20 protein-coding genes are annotated in these 16,991 nt (G+C 59.4%); 14 read left to right on the top strand and 6 right to left on the bottom strand.

What is annotated here, in order from left to right:
• Positions 1-59 precede the first annotated feature (59 nt).
• The 14 genes from sctW (at position 60) to CRX69_RS16910 (ending at position 12,918) form a co-directional block, all read left to right on the top strand.
• A complete protein-coding gene (sctW, locus tag CRX69_RS16975; RefSeq protein ID WP_107322406.1) occupies positions 60-1,172 on the top strand; it encodes a type III secretion system gatekeeper subunit SctW in 1,113 nt (370 codons plus the stop codon).
• The gene (sctV, locus tag CRX69_RS16970) at positions 1,172-3,271 is read left to right on the top strand and encodes a type III secretion system export apparatus subunit SctV (RefSeq protein ID WP_107322405.1); all 2,100 of its coding nucleotides are present in this window, start codon (positions 1,172-1,174) and stop codon (positions 3,269-3,271) included. The genes sctW and sctV overlap by 1 nt, the downstream gene beginning before the upstream one ends.
• A 17-nt stretch (positions 3,272-3,288) precedes the next feature.
• Complete coding sequence (locus CRX69_RS16965; RefSeq protein ID WP_107323269.1) at positions 3,289-4,248, top strand: FHA domain-containing protein; 960 nt, start codon at positions 3,289-3,291, stop codon at positions 4,246-4,248.
• On the top strand, positions 4,245-5,594 hold the full coding sequence (locus tag CRX69_RS16960; protein ID WP_107322404.1) for a FliI/YscN family ATPase: 1,350 nt from the start codon (positions 4,245-4,247) through the stop codon (positions 5,592-5,594). Before CRX69_RS16965 ends, CRX69_RS16960 begins: the two co-directional genes overlap by 4 nt.
• 2 nt (positions 5,595-5,596) lie before the next feature.
• On the top strand, positions 5,597-6,040 hold the full coding sequence (locus tag CRX69_RS16955) for a type III secretion protein (RefSeq protein ID WP_107322403.1): 444 nt from the start codon (positions 5,597-5,599) through the stop codon (positions 6,038-6,040).
• Between the two features lie 7 nt (positions 6,041-6,047).
• On the top strand, positions 6,048-6,608 hold the full coding sequence (locus CRX69_RS16950; protein ID WP_107322402.1) for a type III secretion system HrpP C-terminal domain-containing protein: 561 nt from the start codon (positions 6,048-6,050) through the stop codon (positions 6,606-6,608).
• 38 nt (positions 6,609-6,646) lie between these two features.
• Positions 6,647-7,327 carry a type III secretion system protein gene (locus CRX69_RS16945; protein ID WP_157952133.1) on the top strand — a complete coding sequence of 227 codons (681 nt, stop codon included), beginning with the start codon at positions 6,647-6,649 and terminating at the stop codon, positions 7,325-7,327.
• Positions 7,317-7,697: a FliM/FliN family flagellar motor switch protein gene (locus CRX69_RS16940; protein ID WP_107322400.1), complete on the top strand. Its 381-nt coding sequence runs from the start codon at positions 7,317-7,319 to the stop codon at positions 7,695-7,697. Before CRX69_RS16945 ends, CRX69_RS16940 begins: the two co-directional genes overlap by 11 nt.
• The gene (sctR, locus tag CRX69_RS16935) at positions 7,694-8,347 is read left to right on the top strand and encodes a type III secretion system export apparatus subunit SctR (RefSeq protein ID WP_107322399.1); all 654 of its coding nucleotides are present in this window, start codon (positions 7,694-7,696) and stop codon (positions 8,345-8,347) included. The genes CRX69_RS16940 and sctR overlap by 4 nt, the downstream gene beginning before the upstream one ends.
• A 7-nt stretch (positions 8,348-8,354) precedes the next feature.
• Positions 8,355-8,621, top strand: a complete 267-nt coding sequence (gene sctS / locus CRX69_RS16930) for a type III secretion system export apparatus subunit SctS (protein ID WP_107322398.1) — start codon at positions 8,355-8,357, stop codon at positions 8,619-8,621.
• Positions 8,621-9,415, top strand: a complete 795-nt coding sequence (sctT, locus tag CRX69_RS16925) for a type III secretion system export apparatus subunit SctT (protein WP_107322397.1) — start codon at positions 8,621-8,623, stop codon at positions 9,413-9,415. Before sctS ends, sctT begins: the two co-directional genes overlap by 1 nt.
• On the top strand, positions 9,412-10,488 hold the full coding sequence (sctU, locus tag CRX69_RS16920; protein ID WP_107322396.1) for a type III secretion system export apparatus subunit SctU: 1,077 nt from the start codon (positions 9,412-9,414) through the stop codon (positions 10,486-10,488). The genes sctT and sctU overlap by 4 nt, the downstream gene beginning before the upstream one ends.
• Positions 10,489-10,630: 142 nt before the next feature.
• Positions 10,631-11,509 carry a CesT family type III secretion system chaperone gene (locus CRX69_RS16915; RefSeq protein ID WP_107322395.1) on the top strand — a complete coding sequence of 293 codons (879 nt, stop codon included), beginning with the start codon at positions 10,631-10,633 and terminating at the stop codon, positions 11,507-11,509.
• Positions 11,497-12,918, top strand: a complete 1,422-nt coding sequence (locus tag CRX69_RS16910) for a hypothetical protein (RefSeq protein ID WP_177513911.1) — start codon at positions 11,497-11,499, stop codon at positions 12,916-12,918. The genes CRX69_RS16915 and CRX69_RS16910 overlap by 13 nt, the downstream gene beginning before the upstream one ends.
• 93 nt (positions 12,919-13,011) lie before the next feature.
• On the opposite strand, the gene CRX69_RS16905 is transcribed toward CRX69_RS16910, so the two are convergent.
• The 6 genes from CRX69_RS16905 to sctL form a co-directional block, all read right to left on the bottom strand.
• Positions 13,012-13,359: a type III secretion protein HrpV gene (locus CRX69_RS16905; protein WP_107322394.1), complete on the bottom strand. Its 348-nt coding sequence runs from the start codon at positions 13,357-13,359 to the stop codon at positions 13,012-13,014.
• Positions 13,360-13,364: 5 nt separating this feature from the next.
• Positions 13,365-13,574 carry an HrpT family type III secretion system protein gene (hrpT, locus tag CRX69_RS16900; protein ID WP_177513910.1) on the bottom strand — a complete coding sequence of 70 codons (210 nt, stop codon included), beginning with the start codon at positions 13,572-13,574 and terminating at the stop codon, positions 13,365-13,367.
• Positions 13,571-15,646: a type III secretion system outer membrane ring subunit SctC gene (gene sctC, locus CRX69_RS16895; RefSeq protein ID WP_107322393.1), complete on the bottom strand. Its 2,076-nt coding sequence runs from the start codon at positions 15,644-15,646 to the stop codon at positions 13,571-13,573. Before sctC ends, hrpT begins: the two co-directional genes overlap by 4 nt.
• A 1-nt stretch (position 15,647) precedes the next feature.
• The gene (locus CRX69_RS16890) at positions 15,648-16,076 is read right to left on the bottom strand and encodes a type III secretion protein (protein ID WP_107322392.1); all 429 of its coding nucleotides are present in this window, start codon (positions 16,074-16,076) and stop codon (positions 15,648-15,650) included.
• Positions 16,063-16,287 carry a type III secretion protein gene (locus CRX69_RS16885; RefSeq protein ID WP_107322391.1) on the bottom strand — a complete coding sequence of 75 codons (225 nt, stop codon included), beginning with the start codon at positions 16,285-16,287 and terminating at the stop codon, positions 16,063-16,065. Before CRX69_RS16885 ends, CRX69_RS16890 begins: the two co-directional genes overlap by 14 nt.
• A 101-nt stretch (positions 16,288-16,388) precedes the next feature.
• Entirely contained in the window at positions 16,389-16,967 is a 579-nt protein-coding gene (gene sctL / locus CRX69_RS16880; RefSeq protein WP_107322390.1) for a type III secretion system stator protein SctL, read from the bottom strand.
• Between the last annotated feature and the right edge of the window lie 24 nt (positions 16,968-16,991).

Below are 16,991 nucleotides of genomic sequence, written 5' to 3'. Positions count from 1 at the left end.
AACCCGATGGTGGGTTTGCGCCACTCATTGCGCATGACTCTTTGCATCGATGCCGTCCCATGAAAATCCCCGGTTTCACCCCAGTCGCGATTCATTCGGTCAATCCGGCAAGCGCCCGCCCAGCGTTATCCGCTACGAAGACGGCGTCGCACATCGCAAAAGATCAGGGCACCACGCCGCACCAGGTGGCGCGATTCACCTCGGCATTGATCCAACAAAGCAAAGAGCTCAGCCAGCGTGAGCTGGTCATCGGCGGTACCGTCTTGCAATCAAAGGCGATGAAGCTCGGTGAGCTTTATCAGATGCTGATGGGCAGTAATGACAAAAGGCTGGATGAAGCAGTGCGTACCCTGCGCCAGACCCTGAAACGTCAACGCTCTGATGAGTCGCTGCTTGGCCGGGTGCTCGCCTTCGCTGGCGGGGACCCGGCCAAAGCGCACGTCATGCTGCAAGCAGCCATGAAACAAGCGCATCACGAAGGTGCCCGGGATGAGCACCAGGTGCTGTCGGATCACGCCAGCGCACTCCGGCAGCGCCATGGCAACAGAGCCCGCGCGGGTATCAATACTGCCCGGGCCTTTTCCAGATCGGGGCTGGACTCGCAGCGACGCAAGAATCTGCGGGAATTGTATTACAACGGCGTCGTAGGCCAGCCCACCATATCCAGCCTCATCGACACGCTACTGGGTCAGGAGGATGGCGAAGCGCAGTTCGAGCCGACCTTGCGCGACCTGCGTCGTGCCATTGCCGACGACCTTGCCTCAGTCAATCCATCGAGTCCTCGCCAGCAATTACGCACCTTGATGCATGGCGTGAATACCGCCAAGCATGTATCGACGCTGCTTAAAAGCTGCGAACACCTGCTCGGGCGCATGCGTGACAAGAACCCGCAACTGCAGGTCAGCGCACCGACGTTTCTCAAACACCTGCTCGTACTCTCGGGCAAGGGCATGAACCTGCAGGAAACCTTGCAACTCACGCAATTTATCGGCGGCGCGCAACTCAAGCATCAGTTGTCGTTTCTCAACGGCCTGCGCCCGATGCTCCAACAGCTGCCTATCTTGCTGTGGCAAGACCTCAAGTCCCGGCAGAATGCTTTGGGGAACCTGTTGTTGCTGATGGCCGAACTCACTCAGCAAGAGCAAAACCAGCTCAAGGGGAACCCGGCCTGATGAATCTGATTATCGACCTGCTAAACCGTTTGGCACTCGCGGCGATGCGCCGCTCAGAAGTCGTCGGTGCGTTTATCGTGCTGGCCATTGTGTTCATGATGATTACCCCGATACCCACCTGGCTGGTAGACATTCTGATCGCGGTGAACATCTGCATCTCCTGTCTGCTGATCATGTTGGCCATGCAGTTGCCCCGCCCACTCGCCTTCTCGACGTTCCCTTCGGTGCTGCTGATCACAACCATGTTTCGCCTGGCGCTGTCGATTGCCACGACACGCCTGATTCTGCTGGACCAGGACGCCGGCCACATCGTGGAAGCGTTCGGACAATTCGTGGTGGGCGGCAACCTGGCGGTCGGCATGGTGATTTTCATGATTTTGACGGTGGTCAATTTCATGGTCATCACCAAGGGGTCGGAACGGGTGGCCGAGGTAGGCGCACGCTTCACGCTTGACGCCATGCCCGGCAAACAGATGTCGATCGACAGCGACTTACGTGCCAACCTCATCAGCGTCCACGAGGCCAAGCGCAGGCGCTCGGAGCTTGGCAAGGAGAGCCAGCTGTTTGGCGCAATGGACGGAGCAATGAAGTTCGTCAACGGCGACGCAATCGCCAGCCTGATCATCGTCGCGATCAACATGATTGGCGGTATCACCATAGGAGTCATACAACACGGCATGACTGCCGGCGATGCAGTGCAGCTGTATTCGGTACTGACCATCGGCGACGGCCTCATTGCACAGATCCCCGCGCTGCTGATCTCCGTGACGGCCGGCATGATCATCACTCGCGTGCCGAACGAAGATGCCGCCGGGCCGGCCAATATCGGCCGTGAAATTGCCGAACAGATCACCAGCCAGCCCAAGGCCTGGATCATCGCCTCGGCGGCGATGCTCGGCTTCGCCGCCATGCCCGGGATGCCGACCATGGTGTTCGTCACGATCGCCATCATCTGTTGTGGCGGCGGCCTGTTGCAGATCAATCGCGCCAAGCCCAAGGGCAATCAAGATCAAGCGGCCCCAACAACCCCGGAAAATAACGGACAGGAAGACCTGCGAATGTTCCTGCCCAGCCGCCAGTTTGTCCTGCAATTTCATCCCAGCCAGAGTCTTGAGCGGATCGAAGCCCTGGTCAGCGAAATTCGTCAACGGCGCAATCGCCTAGTGGTGAACTTCGGGCTGACGCTGCCCTCGTTCATCATCGAATACCAGGCGCATCTGGAGCCGGATGAATTCCGCTTTACGGTGTATGAGGTCCCCGTACTCAGGGCCACGTTCAGCGAGACCTTGGTGGCTATCGATGGCTCCTCACAGGCCATTGAGAACGACCAGCAATACAGCAAAGGCAGTTCGGAACGGCAGGAAAGCCAATGGATCTGGGTACCCACCGATGCGGAGCTGTTGAACAACAGTAATACGCAGCCCATCAGCCCCAGTACGCTGATTATCGAACGCATGGAGCGCGCGCTACAGATTTGCGGGCCGCAATTCATCGGGCTGCAGGAAACCAAAGCGATCCTCGGTTGGCTGGAAACAGAACAACCGGAACTGGCGCAGGAGCTGCAGCGCGTCATGCCTCTCGCGCGTTTTTCTCAGGTGCTGCAGCGGTTGGCTTCCGAATGCGTGCCGCTGCGCGGTATCCGGGTGATCGCCGAAACCTTGATCGAACATGGGCAACATGAGCGCGATGTCCTGGCCCTCACCGATTATGTACGTATCGCCCTCAAGTCGCTGATCTACAACCAGTATTGCAGCCAGGAGGGGTTACTCGTCTGGCTATTCACCCCTGAGAGCGAAGGCATCCTGCGTGACAGCCTGCGTCAGACGCAAACCGAGACGTTCTTTGCCCTGAACAGCGAATCCAGCCTGATGCTGGTTCAACAATTGCGCATGGCTTTCCCGCAGCGCTCGTCAGAACGCGCGGTGATGTTGGTCGCCCAGGATCTGCGCGCTCCGCTACGGACGTTATTGCAGGACGAGTTCCATCACGTTCCGGTGCTCTCCTTTGCCGAGATCACCAATGCCTCCGAGGTGAAGGTCCTCGGCCGTTTCGACCTGGAAAATGAATTCCTGCCCTTGGAAGACGACTATGCGGCTTGATGTCGAGTGCCTTCGCGATGTTTGAACTACGTGTATTGAATGGGCTGCACCAGGGCGCGGCATTGCCGTTGGTCGGTGACCAATGGGTGATCGGCGCCAACGACGACCATGATCTGGCGCTGTACGACCCGGGCATCGCCTCGCTCCACTGTCGGTTGAGCAGAACCGAGGAAGGCTGGAACCTGGCTGCCGAACAGATGCCGATCAACGACGACGAAGGGCGTGCGTCAAACGCTATGACATTGACGCCGAACCAACCGTTCGCCATCGCAAACGTCTGGCTGTGCCTGGCATCCGCCGAAGAGCCCTGGCCTGACGTACCGGCTCTGGTCACGCCTGCGGATGCCAACGGCCAGCCGCCTCAGTCGTCAGCGTCTCCCACGCGTAAATCGATGCCAGGCGTGCCATCCTTGAAGCTGGTATCGGCGGTGATCGCAGGCGTGGTCGTAGGCCTGGTCGGTGGCGCCTGGGGCCTTAGCCAGTCCGAAGCCCCGCCGAGCGCCGTCAAGGTTACCGCCGCCAAGGCGCCTCAAAGCCCGGCGCAACCTTCCCCTGCTACCGGGCCTTCCTCATCCTCCGGCAGCACACATCTGAAAAATCGCGAACAGGTCCGCCGGCTCCTGACCACTCAATTGGCAGAACGCCTGCTCACGGAGGTCACCGTCGAGGAGCTTGACGAAGGGTTGGTGCTCAAAGGCAACCTCAAGGAGGAAGCGCTGGAGGTCTATCAGCGAATGCTCAAGAGTTTCAAAGAGCGCTACCCCACCACGGTCCCGATAGTCGATCAAGTCGGCATCGTCGGGACCAGCTTGCCGTTCACCCTGGTGCAAATTATCGCTGGCAACAACGCTCACCTGGTGACCGCCGACGGCCTGCAAATTTATGTTGGCGATGTGGTGCAGGGGCTGCGTCTGACGCGGATAGAAGAGCACAAAATCATCTTCGATGGTGACCAGCATATCGAGGTGAGCTGGTGACCGATGCGCTTGAACAATGGGCTCGACAACAGCGCGCGCGGCTGACCAGTTGTTCGGCGGTGCGGATCAGCGGCAAGGTTTCGGCGGTGAGCGGGATCCTGCTCGAGTGCCAGGTGCCTGCGGCCAAGATTGGCGATCTTTGCGAGGTCAGCAAGGCGGACGGCAGCTCAATGCTGGCGGAGATCGTCGGCTTTACCGACCAATGCACGCTGCTCAGCGCCCTGGGCACCCCTGCCGGCATTCAAGTCGGGGCCCGTATCCAACCACTTGGAATAGCTCATCGCATAGGGGTGGATGATCAGTTGCTCGGGAGCGTGCTCGATGGTTTTGGTCGACCGTTGCTGGGCGACGGCCTCGGCGCTTTTGCCGATGTCCATGACTGTCGCAGCACCACGGCGGTGATTGCCGATGCCCTCCCGCCGATGCAAAAACCACGCATCAGCAACCCGCTGCCCACCGGTATTCGCGCCATCGACAGCGCCATCCTATTGGGCGAAGGGCAGCGTGTCGGATTGTTCGCCGGAGCGGGCTGCGGCAAGACCACGCTGCTGGCGGAGATGGCCAGGAATATGGATTGCGACGTCATCGTTTTCGGCCTGATCGGCGAACGGGGACGCGAACTACGCGAGTTCCTCGACCATGAACTGGATGATGAACTACGCCAACGTTCGGTCCTGATCTGTGCCACCTCGGATCGCTCCAGCATGGAGCGTGCGCGCGCCGCTTTCACCGCTACCGCTATCGCCGAAGCCTACCGTCAGCGCGGCATGAAAGTGCTCTTGCTGATTGACTCGCTCACCCGTTTTGCCCGTGCTCAACGCGAAATCGGCATCGCCGCCGGGGAACCGATCGGACGCGGCGGCCTGCCCCCCTCGGTCTACACCCTGCTGCCGCAACTGGTCGAGCGCGCCGGCATGAGCGAGAACGGCTCTATCACCGCCATCTACACCGTGCTGATCGAGGCCGACTCGATGAACGACCCTGTCGCCGACGAAGTCAGGTCGTTGCTCGACGGGCACATTGTGCTGTCGCGCAAGTTGGCCGAGCGTGGACACTATCCGGCCATTGACGTGTCCGCGAGCATCAGCCGGATCCTGGGCAACGTCACCAGCCGCGAGCATGTCCAGGCCAATAATCGTCTGCGCCAGTTGATGGCGGCCTACAAGCAGGTGGAAATGCTCCTGCGCCTGGGTGAATACCAGGCCGGCGCCGACCCGGTCACTGATCTGGCGGTACAACTGAACGACAGCATCAACCGCTTCCTTCGCCAGGACCTGCGCGGGCCGGTAGCGCTTGAAGAAACACTCGCCCAACTCAATCACATTACCTCGCAACTGGTGGACTGACCTTGGACGAAGATCTCGATACGGACCCGGAGCGCCAGGCGCTGGAGCGCGTCATCGGCCTGCTCGGCCCTTTGCGTCAGCACCGCCAGGCCAGTGCCGAACGTGCCCGTGCGCGCCTTGCACGAGAGGTGGCGAGGTTGCGCGAGCAACTGCTGGTCAGCGAAAGCTCAATGAACCAGGAACGTACCAATCAGAAGCGCCAGCGGCGATCGTTAGCCGATACCCACCTGCAAACCACTCTGGAACTGGCTGATATCGACCGCTGGCACGAAAAGGAGCGACGCATGCTTGATCGCCTCGCCCAGATCCGCCAGGACGTCAGCCAGTTGCGCTTGCACATCGAAGCGCAGGAACAGTCGTTGCAACAAGCACAGCTGGACGTCAAGGCACGGCAACGCGCGGTGGAAAAACTTGCCTGCATGAGCGAGACACTCAGTGAGGAATAAGTGAGACATGACTAGCCCCATCAAGCACACGCCACCCCAACGCCCTACTCCACAGGCACCTGCCGCGCCTACAGCAAAACCCACTGCTGCGGCATCCTCGGCGCCGTCGAGCAAAGGCACCGAGGTCCAGCGCAACCGTCCGGCCGAGGTCAGGTCTGCCAACGACGGCGCCAGGCCGCTGGACGCCGACGCGATGTTGTTCATGCAGATGCTTGTGCCACCGCCGCCCGCCTACTCGGACGACCAGGGCAGCTCGGGCAATGGTGCGAGCACGTTCTCGATGTTCGCGCCGCTCGACGGCATACCGACACAGTTGATTGATGAACTGGCGCTGCAGTTGCCGCAACAGGGCAATCGTCCTTTCAGCGCCACCCTGCTCATGCCCAATCTGGGCAAGGTCCAGATTCGTGCCCAGAAACGAGACAGCCATTGGGACATCGAGCTTGGTCTGGAACGCGCAGACGTCCTGGAGCGATTGACCAAGCACCATGGCGCCTGCCAGCAAGCGTTCGCCGAGGCGCTGGACCATGACGTCGAGCTGAGATTACAGCCGACGGGGCCTGCATGAAAAAACTCAGCCTGCGACGCCTGTCGAGCACGGCCGCAATGGCCTCCCTGACCTTGGGGCGCGGCCGTTTCCTGGAGTTCACCAGCGGAGCTGAAAAGATACGCATGACGCTCGGTCCGCTGACACCCTGCGGCGCCATTGCCGATGAGCGCTGGATAGGCTTGTCCAGCCGACACGGCCCCCTGCTGTTATCGAACGCCGATGCGCTGCTGAGTCTGTGCGGTGAAGTTCCCGTTCTCACCGTCCAGCCGCCACAAGCGTGGTATTGGCAGCTGATCAATCAAAAGATGGCGCCGATGCTGTCCGACCTGCTCGCACCGTTGGCGCCACTCGCCGAGGAACCGGTACTGGATGACCGCTGGGATTGTCGCGTGCTCATTGAGCGCAATGTCGAGAAAACCTACGGAACGCTAAGCCTCGGCGCCGAATCGCTGCTGCAGATACTGAATGACGCACCGTGGCGATTTATCGAGCAAACCGTGCCTGAGCGTTGGGTCCTGGCTCATCCGGTCATCGTTGGGCGCATGGATTTGCTGGTCAATCAGCTGCGTTCATTACGTCCAGGCGATGTGTTGTTGCCTGCCGAGGCGGTCTTCGACGTTCAAGGTCGGGGAAACCTGCAACTGGGCAACCAGCGGTGGGCGGTTTGTAGCGAAGACCGGAATGATCACTTACAGCTCAGGCTGATTCACGAAGAAGGCTCCATTCATGAGCAATGAACTGCAGGATGAAGAACCGTTGTACGAGTTCGACAGTAACGATGACTTGGCGGCCCGGGAAGCGAACGACGACCAGCAGGAACGGCTCGATCCGGCGCAGCCAGACGACGCCCTCCCGCAAGACGCTGCGCCGCAGCCGCCATCGCCCTTGGCCGGTGTGACCCTGGCGTTGACCGTACGGTGCGGCGAAGTGAAGCTGAGCCTCGAAGCGCTCGGCCGCCTGGCGGCCGGTTCCGTGGTGGATGTCACGGGCATGGCGCCGGGCGCAGCGACGTTGTGCCATGAAGAGCGGGTGGTCGCCTACGGTGAGCTGGTAGACGTGGATGGACGCTTGGGCATGCAAATCACTCGCTTGGTATTTGATCAATGATTCTGGATGGCATGAACCCGATCATGCTCGCGCTGTTTCTGGGTGCGCTCTCGCTGATCCCGTTGTTTTTGATTGTCTGCACCGCATTTCTGAAAATCTCCATGGTGTTGCTGATAACGCGCAATGCCATCGGCGTGCAACAGGTTCCGCCCAATATGGCGTTGTATGGCATTGCCCTGGCGGCGACGATGTTCGTGATGGCTCCGGTGGCTTATGAAATCCAGCAACGGGTGGCTGAAAATCCTTTGCAGATAGGCACTACCGAACAACTTCAAGCCAGCGTGAACACGGTCATCGCCCCGCTGCAAAACTTCATGAGCCGTAACACCGATCCGGACGTCCTGGCGCATCTGGTCGACAACACCCACCGTATGTGGCCTGCGGAACTGGCCGAAAAAGCCAGCAGCAAGGATCTGCTGCTGGCGATTCCAGCCTTCGTATTGTCGGAGCTGCAGGCCGGGTTCGAGATCGGTTTTCTGATTTACATTCCGTTCATCGTCATTGATCTGATCGTGTCCAACCTGCTGCTTGCGCTTGGCATGCAAATGGTCTCGCCGATGACCATTTCGCTGCCGCTCAAATTGCTGCTGTTCGTCCTTGTCCAGGGCTGGACGCGGTTACTCGACAGTCTGTTCTATTCCTATCTGTGAGGCTGCCGTGGAAGCGCTGGAGTTGTTCAAACAGGGCATGTACCTGGTGGTGATTCTTACCGCACCACCGCTGCTGGTCGCGGTGCTGGTAGGCGTGTTGACGTCTCTCGTGCAAGCCTTGATGCAGATCCAGGACCAGACCCTGCCCTTTGGTATCAAACTGGTCGCCGTGGGCGTGACCCTGGCGGCGACCGGCCGCTGGATCGGCGTTGAATTGATCCTGTTCATCAACATGGCGTTCGACCTGATCGCGCGCACCGGAGGCGCCGTTTGATGCCATTCAATGCCGAGTATTTGTTCGAACTGATGCTCGGTATCGCTTTAGCCATGGCCAGGATTCTGCCGTGCATGATGCTGGTGCCAGCGTTTTGCTTCAAATACCTCAAGGGGCCGCTGCGTTACGCCGTGACCTGCGCGGTTGCGATGGTTCCAGCGCCGAGCATCGGTCGGGTGTTGTCTGGGCAACATGAGAACTGGCTGATGATCGGCGGTTTGTTGCTCAAGGAAATGGTCCTGGGCGTGCTGTTGGGGTTGCTGCTGTATATGCCGTTCTGGATGTTCGCAACGGTAGGCGCCTTGCTCGACAGCCAGCGCGGCGCTCTCAGCGGCGGCCAGATCAACCCTTCCCTGGGGCCCGACGCGACGCCACTGGGCGAGTTGCTGCAGGAAGTGCTGATCATGCTAGTCATCCTGTCCGGCGGCCTCTCGCTGATTACCCAGGTCATCTGGGACAGCTACATCATTTGGCCGCCCACCGCTTGGATGCCGAACATGACGGTAGAGGGGCTGGACATACTGCTTGGCGAGCTGAACAGGACCATGCAGCACGCATTGCTTTACGCGGCGCCGTTCATAGGCCTGTTGCTGCTGATTGAGGCCGCTTTCGCCATCGTCGGTCTTTATGCCCAGCAACTGAATGTTTCGATTCTGGCGATGCCGGCCAAGAGCGTCATCGGATTGCTGTTTCTGCTGGTGTATCTGCCCACACTCCTGGATCTGGGCAACGCCGAACTCGATCGCTGGTTCGATTTGAAATTTCTGCTGAACCTGTTGGTAAAAGTCCCGTGAGCGAAAAAACCGAAAAGGCGACGCCGAAGAAAGAACGCGACGCGAGGGAAAAAGGCCAGGTTGGGCAGAGCCAGGACCTGGCCAAACTGCTGGTGCTGATGGTGGTCAGCGAAGTCTGTCTGGGCATGGCCGAGGAAAGCATGACACGCCTGCAGCACCTCACCGAATTACCCTTGCGACGACTGAACGACCCCTTCGCCAGTACTGCCATTGAGCTCAGCGGCACAGCGCTGTGGACACTTGTTTCCTTCATCGTCGCCAGCGTCGGCGTGGCGATTCTGATACGTCTGGCCGGCACCTGGATGCAGATCGGCTTCCTCTTTGCGCCCAAGGCCCTGAAGGTCGATCTCGGCAAGCTCAATCCAATCGGCCAGATCAAGCAGATGTTCTCTAAACAGAATCTGATGAACCTGCTGCTGAGCGTCCTCAAAGCGCTGGCCATTGCGGTCATTCTGTATGTCTCGATCATGCCCATCCTGGGCAAGCTGGTGCTGTTGGCCGACACCGATCTCGTCACCTACTGGCGCTCGTTGCTGGAGGTGTTTCAGAGCATCTTGCGCAACACTTTGGGCCTGCTGCTGGTGATCGGCATGGTCGACTTTGCCCTGCAAAAATACTTTCACGCCAAGAAACTGCGCATGAGCCACGAAGACATCAAGCAGGAATACAAGCAGTCCGAAGGCGATCCGCACGTCAAAGGCCATCGTCGTCAGCTGGCGCACGAACTGCTCAACTCCGAACCCAGCACCGCCCCCCGACCGGTGGAGGACGCCGACTTGTTGTTGGTCAACCCGACCCACTACGCCGTGGCACTGTACTACCGACCAGGCCAGACGCCTTTGCCGCTGATTCATTGCAAAGGACAAGACGATGATGCTCTGGCGCTGATCAAGCGCGCCCAGAACGCCAAGATCCCGGTGGTCCAATGTGTCTGGCTGGCGCGCGCGTTGTACATCGTTCGCACAGGTCGCCATATACCGCGCGAAACCTTGCTGGAGGTCGCCCATATCTACCAAGTCATTCGCCAGCTTGATGAAGTCACAGAAGAAATCATCCAGCTGGAAACCCACTGATCCATCATCCCAGTCATAAAACTTTAATACCTGCGCGCTTTAATGGCGGTAAAAACTTCTGGAAGTTTTCCCCATGCATTCGTCGAGCTCGCGCTCCCAATCTCCGGGATCAATCCCGCTCTCAGAGCAAACGAACACATGGTTGTTGGAGGCCGCAGAGCGGCTCGGCATTCCCTCTGTGCAGGCGCGAGCGTTCTCCCGTAGCGCCCAACTGTCGTTGCCGGGGCTGACCTTGCAATTGTCGCTCTGGCAAACGTCGCCTGTGCAGCAGTGGGTGGTGCTGGGTCTTCTGCCACGCCCCAACGGTTTGCCGGTTGAGGTTTGGAGCGAGCTGCTGCTGCGGTCCAATTGCGCCATATCGGCAATGAGCAGTAGCAGCGTGAGCCTGAACGACAGCGGTGACGCCGTGCTCGTACTGCGCCTTATCTCGCAGCCGCAACATCAGCGTGAAATGCTTGCCGATGAACTGAGCCATCTCTTGTCCGTCGCCGAGAGCCTCGTGGCGGGCGCCACCGCACTTCAAGGCAACCAAAGCGGCGCACCTCGACCGGTCACCACGGCACCGAGGCAAGTTGAGCACGCGGAGCAACAGGCGCAGGCAGCGATGAATCGGGAATGGCATCGTCCATTACTGATCGCTGCGCTGCAGCACTTGGACATCGCCGCCCCGCCCTTCGAGCAGATATTGACCGTCGGCGTGATTCAGGCCAACGGGCGTGCCTATGAAGTGATCGCTGACAGTGATCGCCAACATCTGCTGATCAGTACGCTGCTGCCGACTTCGCTGAACACGGCGACGCAACGCGAACGCGCGCTACTGGCCAACCTGCACCTGATGATGCTGACCCAATCTGCCGTGGTCCTCGCGCCACACGGCAGCGCCTTACAGGCGCGCTGGAACAGCACGGGGCTGGACGGTCAGGCATTTGCCGAATGGCTGCTGGATTTCGGTCAACTGGCCGAGAGCTTCATGCACACCTCGGCCATTCGCCCAGCAAGGAATATTGCATGGACCCGATAACACCTAACCTGGGACGTATCCTGCCAGAACCGCAAATCGAGCTGCGGCATCGACATCCCACCGCTGATATTAATGCTGTGGAGCGCGGCGAGGCACCCGCTCACTTGCCTGGCTTCACTTCGCGCGCCCGCGCACATGTGACAGGACTGAGCCAGGCCTTCCATCGCGACTATCTGGCGCCGGCCGGCAGAGCCACGGGCGCGCTCTGGGAAAGCGCCAAGGAACACGGCGTGGCCCTGGGCAACAAGGTCGAGCGCGGAGCAAAGCTCGCGTTGAGCGACAGCGCGGCTAATTTGCCTTCCTGCCGCACAACGCTTGCCGCTGCGGGCCATACGGTTCAACAGATGGTCAACTGCGGAGCGCCTACCTATCTTCGCGAGTTGGCGTTCATGCATGCCTACAGTGCGCTCAACGAGGGGCTGGCGAAAAAAAGCCCGGGGGCAATGCTGACTTTGCAGGCCGCTGTCTCACTGACGACCATTGCCACCCAGCTCTACGTACGCCAACCGCGCCTGGATCGTCTCGCCGCCGACTCCAGCGATGCGGTACGTGGACACTTCGCCCTTAGCGAAGCGAAATGGAACGCTCTGACGCCCGATAAGCAAGACACGCTGCGCCTGCAGATGAAGCGCGATTCGCGCAACATCACACGCAACCAGATCGTCGCTGAAGCGCTTTATCTGGGCATGGGCGCCATGGGCGCCGCGCGTGGTGACGGTGCGCTGAGTGCGAGGGTTTTGGCCACTCAGCTACGCGACGTGATTTATGCCCTTTCTCGCGAAACCATGCAGGCCACCTTCAGCATGACCGCCCCCCAGGACAACACCAAGACCTACGGGGTCGACGAGGATAATATGCCGACGCTCGGCTGGGCCTACGGCGCCATGACCTTGAGCATGGGTTTCATGCTCGACTCCATCAGTGAACAAGTCTTGCCACCGGGCCAGACGTTGACGAGTCCGGCACTGCTCGGGCCGGATCAGCAACCGCTATTGGGCGAAGCACTGGCCTCTTCCATTCAGTCCCTCGCCGGCACGCGCGCGGCATTCAACACCGTTGTCGCGACCCTCGACAACCATCTGCAGCGGCATTTCGACACGCGTCAGGTGGGCACCAACCAAGAGTTGAAGCCGAACCTGCCGCTCAAGGATTATGGCCGGGTCTTGGACCAATCCCCCGCCCGAGTCGCCTGGGCCAGTCTGGCTGGCGCAATCAATATGGCCACCGGCGAAGCATTGCGTGACAAGGTTCCGCCCGCCCTCTCCGGCTTTCTCGGGAATATGGGGACCGCAGCGGCGATGGGCTTGGCCTATCGCACGGTCAATCAAACGTTCCAATCCCACGCGAGTGTGCGCAAGGCTGTTGACAAACAAGCGGCGACGGCTGCTGCCGGGCAACAACCAGCTTGAGCCGCAACGTAACGCAGCGCGGCCAACAGTTCAGGGATTGCAAAAGGAAGGGAAAATGCGCCAGTAAACATTACTGGCGCATTTGATCGCAGGTCAGTCCAAGGGGCTCAAACCTGCCAACAGCAACTGATGTTGGCAGATATTATCGAGCACCGCGCGACCATGGGAGGATGACGGCACCGCATGCCAGACGACGAAATCGCGGTGGGCATCGAGAAACAGAAAATAGTCAGGGAACAGGTAGGATTGCGTGAAGCGCCGTTCCAGCGCCTCACGCAATTGCTGGGGCTGCAGCGCGCGACTGTCGATGTGCAACGCTATACCCCAATCATGGTGCTCATGCCGACTCACGAAAGAAACACCCGCTGCTACCGGCCATACCGCTGTTTGCCCAGCAGCCACCCGTTCGTAGAACTCCGCTTTCCCCGAGACTTGTATCATGGTGCTCAATCCCGCAGTGGCACGACAGTATAGTCCGCGGTGTCCTGCGGATTTTCCAGGCCAGTACGCATGTCCGCTGGCCACCAGATCACCAGCTCCCGATTATTGGAGTCGGGACGGTCGCAAGACTGTCCCGAACAGCCGCCCGAGGTCGTCGAGCAACCGGAGAGCATCACACACAGAAGGCCGAACGCAGCCCAGTTCATCTTGGTCATCGGGTTGCCTCCTTGAGTAATGAGTCGCGAAGGGTCACGTTGCTCTTGAGCGACTGGGGATTACGCACCGCGACATAGACTTCGCTTTGTTCCCCAGGCTGCAACCAAGCGCGAGGCCATGCACTGACACCCAGCACCCAGCGCCCGCCACAACTGCTTTCATCAATACGCAGCGGTTTATCACCAGTATTGCGCGCGACCACCACGCCAATACTCCAGGCGTTGCGCCCATACCACTGGCTGCGATCGGCGTCGATGACCAGGCCCTGTTGCGTCGCGCATAAAGTGGCCGGCATGAATAAAGGCTCGTTACTCGGGGTAAAGCCAGTCGGTTGCACATCACTCAACAACTGAGTGAACGCGCGCTGAATATCAACGCGAGTGGGTTGCCCATCGCCATGGCGACCGTCGATTCGCCGGGCGGCGGAATCGATATCTTCCGGGTTACCGGTTTCTACATACCGGGCCGGGTCAACCTGGTTGCCCACCAACCGAGGCGTAAGAATGAACAAGCGCTCTATCTTGTTGGTGCTGCGGCTACTGGACGTGAACAGCAATTTGCCAATGAGCGGAATGTCACTGAGCCAAGGGATTTTGCTTACCTTGTCGCTCGATTGCAGAGAATGAAAACCACCAACGACCAACGATCCCCGCTCGGCGATGACCGCCTGAGTGCTGACACTGCCGTTACGCACGCTGGGTTTGGTGTCATCAAGCAGCGATGCTTCGACTTGTCCGTCTTCGATATCGAGGATCAACTGCACCTGCGTCTTGCCATTGTGTTGCATCGAGCGCGGAACCACTTGCAGGCTGGTACCGGCAGTAATCGGCTGGATATCGGCAACACGCTCCCCCGTCGCGGTGAGGAACTCGGTCCGGCTGAAATCGATGACAGCGGGCTGGTTCTCCAAAGTGAGGATCGAAGGATTGCTGATCACTGTCGCCGCCCCCTTGGCTTCCAGCGTACGGACCGCCAGGGCGAACCGTCCGGCGTTTTCGGCCGACAGCGTGGAGCTGCCTGATTCAAGCAAGGACCCTCTGACGTTGGTCCCTCCGGCCCAGACATTCCAGTTGCTGGACAACTCGTTCAACTCGTCGCGGTCGATATCGTAGATCACCGCATCGATTTCGATCAGGTTGCGCGGCACATCAAGCTGCCTGACCAGGTTCTCGTACAAGGCCCTGCGCTTGGGTGAGTCGTAGATAAGCACCGCGTTGTTGCGTACGTCGGCGGCGACCCGTATTCGCGACCTGCCAGCGGAGCGCCCCTTGCTTTGTGCCCCGAAGCCGGTAGCCACACTATCCAACGTTTGCTGCAACTGATCGTCGGCCAAACCGCTCAGCAAGCTCGGAGTACCTGCAAAACTGCTTCCGCCGCTTGTACCAGTTCCCAGCGCCGCGCCTTGCAGCCCGTTGAAAACACTCCCTGACCCGCCCCGCGGGCCACTGTCCAGCAACTCCTTGAGAATCGTGGCTACCCCTGAAACGGTCAGCTGTTCGTCCCGGTAACTGATGGTGCGATCGGCGGCGTTCGCATAACGCAACGGCAACACCACGACGTCCTGCCTTTCCTCAGGTTTGTCGACATTGCTGCTGTAGTCGCGAATGAACTGAACATACCGCGCAGGTCCGCTGACCAACACCACGCCCTCATCCGGCAGGACTCCCCAGCCAAATCGTGAATCGAGCAAACCGAGTTCAGTCAATGCGCCCTTGAGGTCATCAACGGCGTCCGGGGACACCTCGATTCGCTCGGTTATCTGGTCACGGGCGGCGCTGACGTAGAGGGTGTTGTTGTAGACGAACCACTGGAACTGATGCTGCTGGCCCAATCGATCAAGAAACGCCTGCGGGCTATCCGCCCGGATACGCCCCTCAACGATGCCTTCAACGGGGTCCATCTCAAGGTTAACGCCAAACTCTCGGGCAAATGCTTCAAGAACGCTTGAAAGCTCGGTCTGTTGCGCGTCGAACGCATAGGCCGTTTGTTTCCACGCTGGCGGTATCGCCGCGAACGCCGGGGCGCTCAGTCCCAATAACAGCCACGGTATCCACCGGTAGGCCTTACGCATATCACACTCCAGTGCGCCAATTAGTAGTTGCTAGACGGGACTCGGCCGTAGACGAATCAAATAAGGTTTTGTGCATCAGGCTAAGCATGGCGGCGCGCTGGTTTGCCAGAGTCTGTAGCACCCCCAGTAAGGCCTCGACCGAGCTGGGCGGGGGCATCCAGTGCAACAGCACCAGACACTGGCTTTGCGGGTCGGTACCCAACGCCCCCGGGCAACGGCACGCGACACTCGCACCGCCCTGCCCCAGGATGCCCATCAATCGATCAGGAGCGCTGGCGTCAAACGGATCCAGCACGTCGATGCTACAGCGGATCCCACCTTCTACCCGGGCAAGCTGCACATTTGCATCGTCAACCCAGCAGTCCAGATGCGCGGCCGAAGGTTCATCGAGCCACAGATTCAGTCGCGCGCTGAACTCACTGAATTCCATCGATGATCGCTTTGTTCATGCCGTGATGAGCGCGCATACCTTCGCTCATGACAGTGGCCGCGGTGGACAGCGACTGGGTCGCTTGAACGAACGCCCTCATGTCTTCCACATCGGCACTTTCAGCAGCGTTCATCGCGGCGTCATCATAGTTTCCAATTGCATTGGAGAAGTTGTTTTCCAATTGATTTAGAAGGGACTTGGAATTGATCATGCGTGCATCTCCCAGGGAATTTACGCAATATGAGTGGCGACAATTATCTTTGAGGTTCCAAGAAAATGGTCGACGTCAAACATGCGGTGATATGTCGAATGTCATGCATCTGCGACCTGAAACGAACGCCGCAAGCCGGTCCAATCAATGTCGTACTCGCCGGTCTCGGTGCTCAGGCGAATGGACTGGATCGGCATCGTAATGTCGTCTCTTAGTTGCCACAGAACGGAAGCGTTGTTAGCTGCAAGCCAAGCCTGCACCTCGCCATAACGCTCGGGATGGCACTTCAAAGTGGCGCTAACCGCCGGGTATACCTGGCTGGCCGCCAGATGTTCCAGCAGAATGCTGGCACGCACCTCGGGGGGGCACTCATCAAACAGCCGGCCTATGATGACGTTCAATAGCTCCCGGCAAACCTCTATCACACTGTTCCTGCATTGTTGGCGCTCAGCCTCCAGCGCCTCCAAGAAAAAACTGGCCTGCCCCCAGAATTCAGCTAACGCTCGATCCAGGTATTCCTGCTGCCGGCGTCCGGCCTCCAGCAATATCGCATCCGCTTCGGCCCGTGCTCGCGACATCACATCGACGGCTGTCCGGTAGTCAGCAAACTGCTCTCGACGGACGACCAACTCGCGCTTCACCTCGCGATCGCCCAAGGACAAATTTCGGCGGATCAGCATTTCCGACCTTTAACCTGTGTACCC

The sequence above is a fragment of the Pseudomonas rhizophila genome (assembly GCF_003033885.1).
Lineage (GTDB): Bacteria > Pseudomonadota > Gammaproteobacteria > Pseudomonadales > Pseudomonadaceae > Aquipseudomonas > Aquipseudomonas rhizophila.
This window is presented reverse-complemented; position numbering and strand designations above follow the sequence as displayed.